Origin of the sequence: Microbispora sp. NPDC046973 (assembly GCF_040644495.1) — a bacterium.
Lineage (GTDB): Bacteria > Actinomycetota > Actinomycetes > Streptosporangiales > Streptosporangiaceae > Microbispora.
The window spans coordinates 301,176-314,596 of sequence record NZ_JBEYWQ010000002.1 but is presented as its reverse complement, the minus strand read 5'-3'; the positions used below and the strand labels follow the sequence as shown (position 1 = coordinate 314,596).

13 protein-coding genes and 1 riboswitch are annotated in these 13,421 nt (G+C 71.5%); of the genes, 6 read left to right on the top strand and 7 right to left on the bottom strand.

The genetic code is table 11. The features are described 5' to 3' along the window. Window positions 1-43 precede the first annotated feature (43 nt). Both ABZ860_RS05505 and ABZ860_RS05500 read right to left on the bottom strand, forming a co-directional pair. Window positions 44-1,837 carry an ABC transporter substrate-binding protein gene (locus ABZ860_RS05505; protein ID WP_357215465.1) on the bottom strand — a complete coding sequence of 598 codons (1,794 nt, stop codon included), beginning with the start codon at window positions 1,835-1,837 and terminating at the stop codon, window positions 44-46. A gap of 32 nt (window positions 1,838-1,869) precedes the next feature. Next, window positions 1,870-2,889, bottom strand: a complete 1,020-nt coding sequence (locus ABZ860_RS05500) for an ABC transporter permease (RefSeq protein WP_357215463.1) — start codon at window positions 2,887-2,889, stop codon at window positions 1,870-1,872. Window positions 2,890-3,228: 339 nt separating this feature from the next. Continuing rightward, a riboswitch (FMN riboswitch) is annotated at window positions 3,229-3,380 on the top strand. Between the two features lie 132 nt (window positions 3,381-3,512). On the opposite strand from ABZ860_RS05500, the gene ribD reads away from it, so the two are divergent. From ribD to ABZ860_RS05470, 6 genes are all read left to right on the top strand, one after another. Then, a complete protein-coding gene (gene ribD, locus ABZ860_RS05495) occupies window positions 3,513-4,691 on the top strand; it encodes a bifunctional diaminohydroxyphosphoribosylaminopyrimidine deaminase/5-amino-6-(5-phosphoribosylamino)uracil reductase RibD (RefSeq protein ID WP_357215460.1) in 1,179 nt (392 codons plus the stop codon). Then, window positions 4,692-5,300 (top strand): riboflavin synthase, encoded by a 609-nt coding sequence (locus tag ABZ860_RS05490; RefSeq protein WP_357215457.1) that lies wholly within the window; start codon window positions 4,692-4,694, stop codon window positions 5,298-5,300. A gap of 73 nt (window positions 5,301-5,373) precedes the next feature. Then, a complete protein-coding gene (locus ABZ860_RS05485; protein WP_357215454.1) occupies window positions 5,374-6,006 on the top strand; it encodes a nicotinamide mononucleotide transporter family protein in 633 nt (210 codons plus the stop codon). A gap of 67 nt (window positions 6,007-6,073) precedes the next feature. Then, window positions 6,074-7,333, top strand: coding sequence for a bifunctional 3,4-dihydroxy-2-butanone-4-phosphate synthase/GTP cyclohydrolase II (locus tag ABZ860_RS05480; protein WP_357215452.1), 1,260 nt, complete (start codon window positions 6,074-6,076; stop codon window positions 7,331-7,333). 76 nt (window positions 7,334-7,409) lie between these two features. Beyond that, a complete protein-coding gene (ribH, locus tag ABZ860_RS05475; RefSeq protein ID WP_357215450.1) occupies window positions 7,410-7,880 on the top strand; it encodes a 6,7-dimethyl-8-ribityllumazine synthase in 471 nt (156 codons plus the stop codon). 145 nt (window positions 7,881-8,025) lie between these two features. Further along, a complete protein-coding gene (locus ABZ860_RS05470; RefSeq protein ID WP_357215447.1) occupies window positions 8,026-8,475 on the top strand; it encodes a PH domain-containing protein in 450 nt (149 codons plus the stop codon). Window positions 8,476-8,556: 81 nt separating this feature from the next. Here ABZ860_RS05470 and ABZ860_RS05465 read toward each other — a convergent pair whose 3' ends face one another. The 5 genes from ABZ860_RS05465 to ABZ860_RS05445 all read right to left on the bottom strand — a co-directional run bounded on the left by ABZ860_RS05465 (window position 8,557) and on the right by ABZ860_RS05445 (window position 13,377). Beyond that, the gene (locus ABZ860_RS05465; protein WP_357215446.1) at window positions 8,557-9,690 is read right to left on the bottom strand and encodes an LLM class flavin-dependent oxidoreductase; all 1,134 of its coding nucleotides are present in this window, start codon (window positions 9,688-9,690) and stop codon (window positions 8,557-8,559) included. After that, window positions 9,687-10,679, bottom strand: coding sequence for an ABC transporter substrate-binding protein (locus tag ABZ860_RS05460; protein WP_357215443.1), 993 nt, complete (start codon window positions 10,677-10,679; stop codon window positions 9,687-9,689). Before ABZ860_RS05460 ends, ABZ860_RS05465 begins: the two co-directional genes overlap by 4 nt. Beyond that, complete coding sequence (locus ABZ860_RS05455; protein ID WP_357215440.1) at window positions 10,676-11,419, bottom strand: ABC transporter ATP-binding protein; 744 nt, start codon at window positions 11,417-11,419, stop codon at window positions 10,676-10,678. The genes ABZ860_RS05460 and ABZ860_RS05455 overlap by 4 nt, the downstream gene beginning before the upstream one ends. A gap of 80 nt (window positions 11,420-11,499) precedes the next feature. After that, window positions 11,500-12,345, bottom strand: a complete 846-nt coding sequence (locus tag ABZ860_RS05450; RefSeq protein ID WP_357215437.1) for an ABC transporter permease — start codon at window positions 12,343-12,345, stop codon at window positions 11,500-11,502. A 72-nt stretch (window positions 12,346-12,417) separates the two neighbouring features. Continuing rightward, window positions 12,418-13,377, bottom strand: a complete 960-nt coding sequence (locus tag ABZ860_RS05445) for a YafY family protein (protein ID WP_357215434.1) — start codon at window positions 13,375-13,377, stop codon at window positions 12,418-12,420. Between the last annotated feature and the right edge of the window lie 44 nt (window positions 13,378-13,421).

Here is a 13,421-nt window from a genome sequence, read left to right as displayed (position 1 = left end):
GGGTCCGCCGCCCCCGCGAAGGGGCGGCGGACCCGGGGGTGTGCTACTTCACGTAGATGTCGAGCGCGGACTGCTCGCCCTCGACCGGGTCGAACTTCACCCCGCCGAGGCCCGAGCCGTACAGACCGAAGTAGGTCTGGTAGAACTCGGGGACGATCGCGGCCTGGTCCATGATCTGCCGGTCGATCGCGGCCCACGCCTTACCCGCCTCGGCGGCGTCGGTGATCGCGTTGGCCTTGTCGATGGCGTCGTTGATCTCCGGCACGTTGAGGTGCGTGTAGTTCGGCTGGTTGTCGGAGATCAGGCGGCCGTCGTACTGCGGCTGGATCGCGGTCGAGCCGGTCGGCCAGTCGGCCGCCCAGCCGCCCCAGTAGATGTCGTACTTGTTGTCCACCGGGCCGATGGCGTCGTAGTACGTCGTCGGGTTCAGGGGCTTGGCCACCACCTTGAAGCCGGCCTTGGTCAGCGCCTCCTTGATGGCGACGGTGATCTTCTCCTGGGTCGGCGTCTGGTTGTAGGCGTAGACGACGGTCGGGTTCGGGTTGCCCGCCTTGGCGAGCAGCGCCTTGGCCGCCTCGGGGTCGCCCTCGGGCTTCTGGAGCTTGTTGTACAGGTCGAACGCCTCGTAGCCGAGCACCGTCGGGCTCATGACCGTCGTGGCGATCTTGCCGGCCGAGATCTCACCGCCCTGGAGCTGCTGGATCTGCTTGGACGGCCAGGCCGTGATGATGGCCTTGCGGACGTTGACGTCGGTGATCCGCTTGGTGTTGATGTTGTAGAAGGTCGTGAACGGCGTCAGGCCCTGCAGCGACCGCTTCATCAGCTCGGGGTCGTTCAGCACCTCCTGGGTGCGCTCGGGCGCGACCGGGTTGTGGAAGGTGAACGCCTGCTTGTCGTTGCCCGTGTCGGCCATGAAGCGCTCGGTGGTCTGCTGCGACTGAAGGCCGAACTCCATGTGGAACTTGTCCGGGTACGCGTGCCGGATCGGGTCGGTCTTCGGGTCCCAGTTCTCGTTGCGCTCCAGGTCCATCGACTTGTCCGTGATGTGGCTCACGATCTTGTACGGACCCGAGGAGAACGGCTGCTTGTCGTACTTCTGCTTCGTGTCGTGGGCCTTGGGCACGGCGCCGTAGCCGGTCATGGCCACGGTGAAGTTGAAGTCGGGGTGCGGCCCGTTGAGGTGGAAGACCACCGTCTTGTCGTCCGGAGTCTCGATGGTGTCGAGCTCCTTGCCGTCGTACGGGCCCTTGTACTGGTCGCGGAACGGCTTCTTCGGGTCCGGGACCAGCCAGGTCTCGGCGTAGTCCGGGCCCTCGGTGATGAAGTCGGCGAACAGGCGCTCGAAGCTGTACTTGATGTCAGCGGAGGTGATCGGCGAGCCGTCCTGCCACTTCAGGCCGTCCTTGAGCGTGAACTTCCACGTCTTGCCGTTGTCGGTGGTGGTGCCGGTGTCGGTGGCCAGGTCGCCGACGAGCTTGATGTTGCCGGAGTCGTCGTGCTTGTACGCCGTGAGCTGGCGGGTGAACAGGTGGGACACCGAGGAGTTGTAGTTCACGTAGACGCGGCCCGGGTCCAGGTGGCTGAAGTCGTCCCGGTCGATCATGTAGACCGTGCCGCCGGACTTGGCGCCCGGCACCTCGGGGGCGGGGCCGGTGGAGTCGGCCGCGGTGCCGACCGAGATGGCGCTGACGGCCTTGTTCTCCAGCGGCTTCTGCGAGGTGCCCGACGCGCCCTGGGGCGCCCCGCCGCCCCCGCCCTTGGCGCAGCCGGCGAGGGCGAGCGCGCCCGCCGCGAGCACGGCCGTCATCGAGGCGATCCGCCTGCTATGCGATCTCATGTGGTCCTTCCTATGGGGGAGAGCGCGCGTGGTCAGCGCTTTGTCTTGGGGTCGAAGGCGTCGCGGATGGAGTCCCCGAGCAGGTTGAAGGCGACGACGAAGATCAGCATGGACACCCCGGGGAACAGGAGGTAGGTCACGTCGGAGTGGTAGACGTTCACACCCACCTGGAACATCCGGCCCCAGTCGGGGGTGGGCTCGGTCATGCCGACGCCGAGGAAGCCGAGACCGGCCTCGGCGCCCACGTACAGCGGGAGCGCGAGCGTGGACTGGATGATGATCGGGGTCCAGAGGTTGGGCAGCAGCTCCTTGAAGATCACTCTGCCCGGCGACGCGCCGGTGACGCGGGCGGCCTCCACGAACTCGCGCGCCCGCAGCGACAGCACCTGCGCGCGCAGCAGCCGGGCGATCGTGGCCCAGCCGAGGACGGTGAGGACGACGCAGATGGACACGTACCGCAGCCAGACGGGCGTCTCCTCCTCGGGCAGCACGATCGCGGCCTCGACCACCGGCAGGAAGACGATCAGGAAGAGCTGCGAGGGGAAGGCGAGCAGCGTGTCGATGACCCGCCCGATCACGTAGTCCGTCTTGCCGCCGAGATAGCCGGAGGTGATGCCCATCGCGACGCCGATGATGGTGGTGATCACGGTCACGACGACCGCGATGCTCAGCGAGGTGCGGATGCCGTACACGAGCTGCGTGAACACGTCGCGGCCCAGGCCCGGCTCCAGGCCGAACCAGAAGTCGCCGCTCATGCCGCCGTTGGGCGCGATCGGGTAGCCGAACTCGTTGAGCAGGCCGGGCTGGTTCTGGCCGTACGTCGTGTACGGATCCTTGCCGTACAACGCGGCGATCACGGGAGCCAGAAGCGCGATCAGGAAGAACGCGAGCACGATGATCGCCGAGATCACGCCCGTCCTGTCACGCCGGAAACGGCGCCACATGAGCTGGCCGGGCGAGCGGCCGACGACGGCGGAACCGGAACCGGCCGTGGCCGCGGTGTCCGCGGACTCCGCGGCGGCGTCGGTCGCGGTCGAGGAGGGGAACGTCATGGTGCGGTGCTCCCGGATGGACCATTAACGATCGGAAGAGATCCGACTATAGGGAACCCTGGCAACTAATTTTGCGGGGGTCAATCACTTGAGGCGGACAGTTCGCCACTTGCTTGCTTCGTTGTGCAAAGTAAATCACCTTGTGTCCTGCGACCGCATTGACCTCGGTATACGTGACGCGGAACACTACTTATTACACAAATGCTTTTGTGTCACAACTTTGTGACACAAACCGCACATAGCTGAGACCAACCACTTCTGGTAAGCGTGTGCCGCAGATCACCGTAATCCCGCCCTACGGCAACGAGCCGGGCACGGCTACACTGACGGGTAGCAGAGCAGCGTGCTCCGGGGTCGGTGTAATTCCGAACCGGCGGTGACACCCCTGTCCCCAGGGGTGACAGTCCGCGACCCGGCCGAAGCCATCGGCCGGTGGACCTGGTGAGATTCCAGGACCGACGGTGAAAGTCCGGATGGGAGGAAGCGCGCGAACGGGCGGCCGTCGTGCCGCCGGACGGCCGTGTGGCCGCGCCGGCAGCGAGGCTGCCCGTGCAGGTGATGCGAGGCCGCATCCCGAACGATCCCCGGGGCCCGCCGTAGACAACGGCGAGAGGAAGACCGGGGTGACCTCAGGGGACATCCTTCACATGCGGCGCGCGATCGCGCTCGCGGCCCGGGGCCTGGGCGGCACCAGCCCCAATCCCGTCGTCGGCTGTGTGATCCTCGACCCGTCGGGCGAGGTCGCGGGAGAGGGCTTCCACGCCTACGCCGGCGGCCCGCACGCCGAGGTCGTGGCGCTGCGCGAGGCCGGCGAAAGGGCCAGGGGCGGCACGGCCTACGTGACGCTCGAGCCCTGCAACCACACCGGCAGGACCGGCCCCTGCTCCGCCGCCCTCCTGGAGGCGGGCGTGACCCGGGTCGTCGTCGCCGTCTCCGACCCCAACCCGAAGGCCGCGGGCGGCGCCGCCGTCCTGCGCCGGCACGGCGTCGTGGTGGACGAGGGCGTGCTGACGGCCGAGGCCGAGGAGGTCAACGCCGCCTGGCTGACCTCCGTGCGGGCCGGCAGGCCGTACGTGACCTGGAAGTTCGCCGCCACCGTGGACGGCCGCTCTGCGGCAGAGGACGGCACCAGCCAGTGGATCACCTCGCCCGAGGCCAGGGCCGACGTGCACCGCCTGCGGGCCGAGAGCGACGCCGTCGTCGCCGGCATCGGCACCGTGCTCGCCGACGACCCCCGGCTGACCGCGCGCGTCCCCGCCCCCCTGCGCGCGGCGCCCGTGCTGCGCGTGGTCGTGGACTCGGACGCACGCACCCCGGCCGCCGCCCGTGTGCTCGACGGCGAGGCCCCGACGCTGGTCGCCGTGGCCGAGGACGCGGCCGTCCCCGCCCACCTGTCCCACCAGGCCGTACGGCTCCCGCGCGGCCCCGGTGGGATCGACCTGCACGCCCTCCTGGCCGAGCTGCACGCCAGGCAGGTCGTGAGCGTGCTGATCGAAGGCGGGCCCACCCTCGCCGGCGCCTTCCTCCGGGAGGGCCTGGTCGACCGGGTCGTCGGCTACCTCGCCCCGGCGCTGCTCGGGGCGGGGGCCGCCGCGCTCGGCCCCGCGGGCGTCTCGACGATCACCGAGATCCACCGGCTGGAGTTCGCCGGTGTCACCCCCGTCGGACCCGACCTCAGGCTGGTCCTGCGCCCGAAGTCCCCCGCGTCCGCGGAGTCCCCCGAGTCTGCGGAGTCCCCCGAGTCTGCGAAGTCCCCAGTGCGTGCGAACTTCCCTGGCCCGCAGTCCCCTAAGGAGAGCTGAATGTTCACCGGAATCGTCGAGGAGCTCGGCGAGGTCGTGGCACTCGAGCCGCAAGGCGACTCCGCGCGCCTCACGGTGCGCGGAGCGATCGTCACCGCCGACGCCGGACACGGCGACTCGATCGCCGTCAACGGCGTCTGCCTCACGGTGGCCGACGCCGAAGGGGACTCCTTCACCGCCGACGTGATGAAGGAGACCCTCGACCGGTCCTCGCTCGGGGCCCTGCGCCCCGGCTCACGGGTCAACCTGGAGCGCGCCGTACGGGCCGACCAGCGGCTCGGCGGGCACATCGTGCAGGGCCACGTCGACGGGACCGGGGAGGTGCTGTCGCGCGAGCCCGGGGAGCACTGGGAGGTCGTGCGGCTCTCGCTGCCCGCGAACCTCGCCCGCTACGTCGTCGAGAAGGGCTCCATCGCGGTGGACGGAATCAGCCTCACCGTGGCCGATGTGACGGACGACTCCTTCGCCGTCAGCCTGATCCCCACCACCCTCGAACTCACCACGCTCGGCCGCAAGCAGCCGGGCGAGCCGGTCAACCTCGAGGTCGACGTGATCGCCAAGTACGTCGAGAAGCTCACCGCGGCGACCGCCAAGGGGGTCGTGGCATGAGCGAGCGCGGCGAGCGAACCGATAGGCACGGTGTCCGGCGCATGCCACTCCGAGCCGAAGGCGAGGAGGCGGCATGAGCTGGACGGAGGCAGGGTTCGACGTCTTCGGGCAGCACGTCCTGTGGACCGACCTGGTGGGCAACGTGTGCGCGCTGGGCACGGTGTGGCTCGCGATCAGGAAGACGATCTGGACCTGGCCGGTGCAGCTGCTCGGGTCGGTGCTGCTGTTCGTGGCGTCGGTCAGCGCGCACATCACCGGCAACGCGCTCAAGCAGGCGCTGTTCGGCATCCTGGCGGTCTACGGCTGGGTGAAGTGGTCGCGCGGCACGCGCGGCGGCGCGGAGCTGCCGATCCGCTCGGCGCGCGTCCGGGAGCGCGTGGCGCTCGTGGGCGTCATGATCGCCGGGACGGTCGCGGTGGCGCTGCTGTTCACCTTCCTCAACTCCCGCGGCTGGAACATCTCCTGGGCGCCGTGGCCGGACGCTTACATCTTCGTCGGCAGCGCGGTGGCGACCTGGGCGCAGGGCAAGGCGCTGGTCGACTTCTGGATCATCTGGGTCGCCGTGGACCTCGTGGGGGTGCCGCTGGCGTTCAGCTCCGGGCTGGTGGTCTCCGGCCTCGTGTACGGGTTGTTCTTCGTGATGGTGATGATCGGGTTCCGGGACTGGCTGCGCCAGTCGCGCGAGTTGCGGGCGGTGACCCCATGAGCGAGCGAATCGACGAGCACAGTGCGATCCGCTCATGCGGCTCCGAGCCGTCAGGCGAGGAGGGCGCATGAGCGAGATCAGGCTGGACCCGATCGAGCGGGCCGTCAACGACATCAGGGACGGCAGGCCCGTCGTGGTGGTGGACAACGAGAACCGCGAGAACGAGGGCGACCTCATCTTCGCGGCGTCGAAGGCCACGCCCGAGCTGGTCGCCTTCATGATCCGTCACACGAGCGGCGTCATCTGCGTCGGCATGGAGGGCGCCACGCTCGACCGGCTCGGCCTGCCGCTGATGGTGCAGGACAACCGCGAGCGCCTGCGCACCGCGTACACGATCAGCGTGGACGCCAGGGACGGGGTGACGACGGGCATCTCAGCCGCCGACCGGGCCAAGACGATCAGGACGCTGTGCGACTCGGCCACCGAGCCGTACGAGCTGGTCCGGCCGGGGCACATCTTCCCGCTGCGCTATCGGGAGGGCGGTGTGCTGGTGCGGCCCGGGCACACCGAGGCGTCGGTGGACCTCGCCAGGCTCGCCGGGCTCACCCCGGCCGGCGCGCTCGCCGAGATCGTCAACGACGACGGCACGATGGCGCGCCTGCCCCGCCTGCGCGAGTTCGCCGACGAGCACGACCTCGCGCTGGTGTCGATCGAGCAGCTCATCGAGTACCGCCGCAGGTCCGAGCGGATGGTCACCCGGGTCGCCGAGACGCGCATCCCCAACCGGTACGGCGTCTGGCGGGCGTACGGCTACGCCAGCGCGCTCGACGGCGGCGAGCATCTCGCGCTCGTGTACGGCGACATCGAGGACGGCGAGAACGTCCTCGTCCGGGCGCACTCGGAATGCCTCACCGGCGACGTGCTGGGCTCGCTGCGCTGCGACTGCGGCGTGCAGCTCGACACCGCCATGCGCATGATCGCCGAGAACGGGCGCGGCGTGATCGTCTACCTGCGCGGCCACGAGGGGCGGGGGATCGGCCTGCTGGCCAAGCTGCGGGCCTACAGCCTGCAGGACAACGGCAGCGACACCGTCGACGCCAACCTGGAGCTGGGGCTGCCGGTGGACGCCAGGGAGTTCTCCAACGCCGGGCAGATGCTCGCCGACCTCGGCGTCAAGTCGGTGCGGCTGCTGACCAACAACCCGGCCAAGGTGCGGGGGATGGACGGGTACGGCATCAAGGTCCTGGGCCGCGAGGCCATGCCGGTGGCGATGAACCCGTACAACGAGAGGTATCTGACCGCCAAGCGCGACCGGCTCGGCCACGAGATCTCGGGCGACGTCCCCCGCGACATCCACGGTGAACACTTCGGCAAGGAGGCGCCATGAGCGAGCGAAGCGAGCGAGTCAATAGGCACAGCGGGGTCCGCTCATGCGGCTCCGAGCCGTCAGGCGAGGAGGGCGTATGAGCGGTCAGGGACGGCCGGAGGCGGCGGCGGTGGACGCGGGCGGGCTGACCGTCGGCATCGTGGCCGCCCGGTGGCACGAGAAGATCACCGACCAGTTGCTCGCGCGGGCCGAGCGGGCGGCGCGCGACAGCGGCGCGGCCGTGGTCACGGCCCGCGTGGCCGGGTCGCTGGAGATTCCGGTGGTCGCGCAGGCCCTGGCCCGGCGCTGCGACGCCGTCGTGGCGCTCGGCGTGGTGGTCCGGGGGGAGACGGCCCACTTCGACTATGTCTGCGACTCGGTGACCGCGGGCCTGACCAGGGTCTCGCTCGACGAGTCGACCCCGGTGGGCAACGGGGTGCTGACCTGTGACACCCTTGATCAAGCGGTCGAGCGGTCCGGCGTGCCGGGCAGCAAGGAGGACAAGGGCTACGAGGCGACGGTCGCCGCCCTGGAGACCGCGCTCCTCCTTCGCGGCCTCGCCGGCTGACTCGCCCGATCCTCGAAGCCGCAGCCCTCGCATCCGCAGCGCCGAGCCGGGAAGACTTGATTGGTGATCACGCAGCATCCGCCCGCGGCCCCGCAGGCCGGCCACGCCGTACGCCGCCGCGCCGTGCCCACCGGCGGGGGGCGCCATGCCTGAGAGCGCGCCGCCGCTGCCCGTCACCTGGCGTCCCCGCGTCACGACGATCATCGCGTACGGCATGGCGGCGGTGATGGTGATCGGTTCGATCCTGCTGGCCGTCGGCCTGCCGGAGCAGTTCAAGCTGCCCGACCGGCTGGGCATGGTCGCCTTCGGCGTGGTGGTGGCGTGCGTGCTGCACCTGCTCGGCCGCCTGCGGGTGCGGGCGGACGAGAAGGGGATCACGGTGGTGAACCCGCTGCGGGTCCACCGCTTCGAGTGGGCCGAGGTGCTGGACGTCACCATGGTGGAGGGCGACCCCTGGCCCAAGCTGGATCTCGCCGACGGGGTCAGCCTGGGCGCGATGGGCATCCAGAGCACCGAGCGGGAACGATCGCGGCGGGCGGTGGCCCAGCTCACCGCCCTCATCCGCGAACGCGGCGAGGCCCCCGACCGCCTATAACGGCGGCGAGGCCCCCGATCGACCGCGAACGCGGCGAGGCCCCCGACCGCCCGTGACGGCGGTGGGGGCCCCGGCGGGTCGTCAGGCGCTCAGCCGTACGGGCGCGCCGGCGCCGAGCAGGCCGCGCCGGCGCAGTTCGGGCAGCACGCCCTCGCCGAACCAGAAGGCCTCCTCCAGGTGCGGGTAGCCCGACAGCACGAACTCCTCCACGCCGAGTGAGGCGTACTCCTCCACGAGGTCGGCGACCTCCGCGTGGCTGCCGACGAGCGCGGTGCCCGCGCCGCCCCGCACCAGGCCGACCCCCGCCCACAGCCCGGGGTGGATCTCCAGGTCCCTGACCCTGCCGCCGCGGAAGCCCTCGTGGAGCGCGAGCATCCGCTGCTGCCCGACCGACTCGCTGCGGGACAGGACGGCACGTGCCGACGCGATGTCCTCGGGGGAGATCTGGTCGAGCAGCCGCCCGGCCTCCGCCCACGCCTCCTTGGAGGTGTCCCTCGTGATCACGTGCAGGCGGATGCCGAAGCGCAGCGTGCGGCCCTCGGCGGCGGCCAGTTCGCGTATCCAGTCGAGCTTGGCCGCGACCTGGGACGGCGGCTCGCCCCAGGTGAGGTAGACGTCCACATGCCGGGCCGCGACCGGGCCCGCGGCGGCCGAGGAGCCGCCGAAGTACAGCTCGGGCACGGGATCGGGCCGCTCGGCGACCGTCGCCCCCTCGACGTCGTAGTAGTCGCCGGTGAAGTCGAACGGGCCGTCCCACGCGCCGCGCACGATCGACAGGAACTCGGCGGTCCGGGCGTACCGCTCGTCCTTGGCGAGGTGGTCGCCGAACCGCCGCTGCTCGGCCGCTTCGCCGCCGGTCACCACGTTCAGCAGCAGCCGCCCGCCGGACAGGCGCTGGTAGGTGGCGGCCATCTGCGCCGCGAGCGTGGGGGACAGCGCCCCCGGCCGGAACGCGACCAGGAACTTCAGCCGGGTCGTCACCTGGGTCAGCGCGGCCGTCACCAGCCACGCGTCCTCGCAGTAGGTGCCGGTGGGGGTGAGCACGGCCTCGAAGCCGGCCTGTTCGGCCGCCCGGGCGACCTGGGCGAGGTAGTCGATCGTCGGCGGCCGGGACACGGCGGCCCTCGCCTGCCCGTGCCGGCGCGCCAGGCCGTGCCCGCCGCCGGTGATCGCCCTGCCGTCGCCCGAGGTGGGCAGGAACCAGTGGAATCTCATTGCTGCGCCTTCCTGACGACGTCGTTGAAGCGGTCGTCGACGAACTGGGAGAACGTGACGGTGCCCGGCACGAGGCCCTCGGCGGAGAACGCGTCGGCGATCTCCTGCTCGGAGGAGACGACCGAGTCGTCGATCACGACCGGGGTGGCCACGGCGTTGGCCACGGCCGCGTCCGCGACCTCGACCGGCAGGCCGGTCTCCCGCGCCCACACCTTCGCCCACTCGTCCAGGTGGGCCGCGGCCCAGATCCGCGCCTTGGCCAGCCGGGTGAGGAAGTCGCCGATCGCGGCCCGTCTGCCCGCGTCGTCGAGCGCGGCGGGAGCGGCGACCTGGAAGCCCAGGCCGTTGACGATGCCCGCGCCGTCGACCAGCAGCCGGGCCTTGTGCTGGATCTCGGCCTGCGAGCTGAAGGGGTCCCAGATGGCCCAGGCGTCGACGGTGCCGGACGAGAAGGCCGCCAGGGCGTCGGCGGGCTGGAGATACTGCGGCTGGATGTCCGTGAAGGACAGTCCCTCCTTCTTCAGGACCGCCAGCAGGTGGTAGTGGGCCGAGCTGCCCTTCGCCACCGCGACCTTCTTACCCTTGAGCTGCGCCGGCGAGGTGATCGCGGACCCGTCGGGGACGAGGATCGCCGATCCCTTGGCGCTCTGCCGGTAGGCCGCCACGATCTTGATCTTCGAGCCGGAGGCGGCGGCGAAGACGGGCGGGGTGTTGCCGACGCCGCCGATGTCGACCGCGCCCGCGTTGACCGCCTCCAGCAGCGGCGGACCCGACGTGAACTGCGACCACGTGATCGCGTAGGAGGTGCCGTCGAGCAGCCCGGCGGCCTTGAGCAGGGCCTGCGATCCGGCCTTCTGGTCGCCGACCCGGAGGGTGACGCGGCCCGGGGCCTGTCCGTCCTTCCCGCCGGACGCGCCCTGGCCCGTCGAGGCGCAGGCCGTGGCGGTCGCCAAGGCGATCAGCAGCGCGGCGAGCGATCTCCTGGTCATGCGGGTCCCTCCGGGGTGACGCCCAGCGCGGACAGCAGGGCCGCACGCAGGCTGAGCAGGTCGGGGTGGTCACGGTGCCGGGGGCGCGGGGCGGCGACGGTCCACTCGTGCGCGACGCGCCCGCCGTCGAGCACCAGGATCCGGTCGGCCAGCAGCAGCGCCTCGTCCACGTCGTGGGTCACCAGCAGCACGGCCGGGCCGTGCGCCGCCCACAGGTCGAGCACCAGGCGGTGCACGGTGATCCGGGTCAGCGCGTCGAGCGCGCTGAACGGCTCGTCGAGCAGCAGCAGCCCCGGCTCGCGGACGAGCGCGCGGGCCAGGCTCGCCCGCTGCGCCTCGCCGCCGGACAGCGTCAGCGGCCACGCCCGCGCCCGGTCGGCCAGGCCGACCTCGGCCAGCGCCGCGTCCGCCCTGCCGGCCGGGTCGGGCGCGGTCAGGCCGAGCGTGAGGTTGTCGCGCACCCGCTTCCACGGCACCAGCCGGGGTTCCTGGAAGGCCACGGCCACCGAGCCGTCCACCTCCAGGCCGCCCTCGACCTCCTCGTCCAGGCCGGCGAGCGCGCGCAGCAGCGTCGACTTTCCCGAGCCGCTGCGGCCGAGGAGCGCGACGAACTCGCCGCGCCCGATCGTCAGGTCGAGGCCGTCGAGCACGGTGCGGTCGCCGAAGCGCCGGGTGAGCCCGCGCACGGTGGCCGCTGCGGCGCCCGCCGGCCGTACGGCGTCGGGGGCCTGCGCGCTCACCGTGACATTCGACGGCACATTCGACGGCACATTCGACGCGACACTCGGCGGGACACTCGGCGGGACGTCCAGCGGGACGTTCAGCGGGACAGGAACTCGCGCCGCCATGTCAGCGCCCTCCTCTCCAGGAGCCGGACCAGGGCGTCGGTGAGCAGGCCGAGCGCGCTGTAGACGAGCAGGCCGACCACGATCACGTCGGTGCGCAGGAACTCTCGCGCGTCGTTGATCATGTAGCCGAGGCCGGCGTCGGCGTTGACCTGCTCGGCCACGATCAGCGCCAGCCAGGCCACCCCGAGGCTCTGCCGCAGCCCGACGAGCGTCTGGGGGAGCGCGCCGGGCAGCACGATGTGCCGTACGAGCGCGGCCCTGCCGAGCCTGAGCGTCCGGGCGACCTCGCCGAGCTTGCCGTCCACGCCCCGGATGCCCGCGAACGTGTTGAGGTAGAGCGGGAAGGACACGGCGAGCGCCACCAGCAGCACCTTGGGCGTCTCCCCGATCCCGAACCAGAGGATGAACAGCGGGATCAGCCCGAAGAACGGCAGTGCGCGGAGCATCTGCATGATCGGGTCGACGGCGTTCTCACCGGCCCGGCTCAGCCCGGCGACCAGCGCGAGGCCGACGCCCGCGACCGCTCCGGCGGCGAAGCCGAGGAGCACCCGTTCGAGGGACACCGCGATCGCCGTGGGCAGCGTCCCCGCGCGCACCAGGTCGAGCGCGGTCGCGGCGATCTGCGACGGGGCGGCGAGCAGCCGGGCGGGCAGCAGCCCGAGCGTGCTGGCGAGCTGCCACAGCACCACGACGACGAGGGGGCTGATCCATCTGTGCCACCCCCTTCGCGGGCCGCGGGCCGTGGCGGAGCGGGGGCGCGGCCGGGGATCCGCCCGGACCGCGCCCCCTAACTCGCCCTGGAGTTCGACGACGGACATGGACACACCTCGCAGTTGACGACGGAGGATTCGTCACCAGAGTTGCCCACATTTCCTACCAAGTCAATAGGTTTACTCCGCCCCGGCGCGAGTGGCGCGGGCGCCCAGCGCGCGCAGGTACGCCCGCAGCTCCGGGGGCTCGTGCACCTCGAACTCGCAGCCGAGCATGAGCAGGCGCGACGCGAGCCACTCGAGGGTGTCGGCCGGTCCGCGCAGGCGGCAGCTGCGGTCGTCGATCGGTTCGACGCTCCCCGCGGCGGCGCCGAGCCGTTGCGCCGCCTGGCCGGCCGGAAGGCGCAGGGTCGCCACCACCTCGTAGACGGGTGCGGACGAGTACAGCTTGGCGGCGACGAACTCGGCCGGGTCCTGCTCCGGTGGCACCCGGGCCGGGAACCGTACGCCCGTCGCGTGAGGGTCGCCGATCCGGTCGGCACGGAAGATCCGCCAGTCGTCGCGGTCGTTGTCGTATGCCAGCAGATACCACCGGCGTCCGGCCGCGACCAGGCGGTAGGGCTCGGTCAGGCGCCTGGTCTCGGCGCCGTCGCCCGACCGGTAGGCGAAGCGCAGCCGCTCGCGGTTGGCGGCGGCCCCGGCGAGCACCACCAGGGTCCGCGGATCCACGGGCGGCTCGGCTCCGGCGAGCACCGGCACCGTGGCGGCGGCGAGCGCGCCCACCCGGTGCCGCAGCCGGGAGGGCAGCACCTGCTCCAGCTTGGCCAGGGCGCGCACGGACGCCTCGTCGATGCCGTCCACCGGATGCGCGGCGGCCGTGCGCAGGCCGACGGCGATGGCCACCGCCTCCTCGTCGTCCAGCAGCAGCGGCGGCATGGCCGCACCCGCGGCGAGCCGGTAACCGCCCACCGCGCCCATCGTCGCCTGGACCGGATACCCCAGCTCGCGCAGGCGGTCGATGTCGCGGCGGACGGTCCGGGGGCTGACCCCCAGACGCTCGGCCAGCTCGCTCCCCGGCCACTCGCGGGGAGTCTGCAGCAGCGACAGCAGACCGAGCAACCGTGCGGACATGTCACTCATGGGCCAAGCATGCCCGGTCATGTAGGACAGTTGATGACCTACAT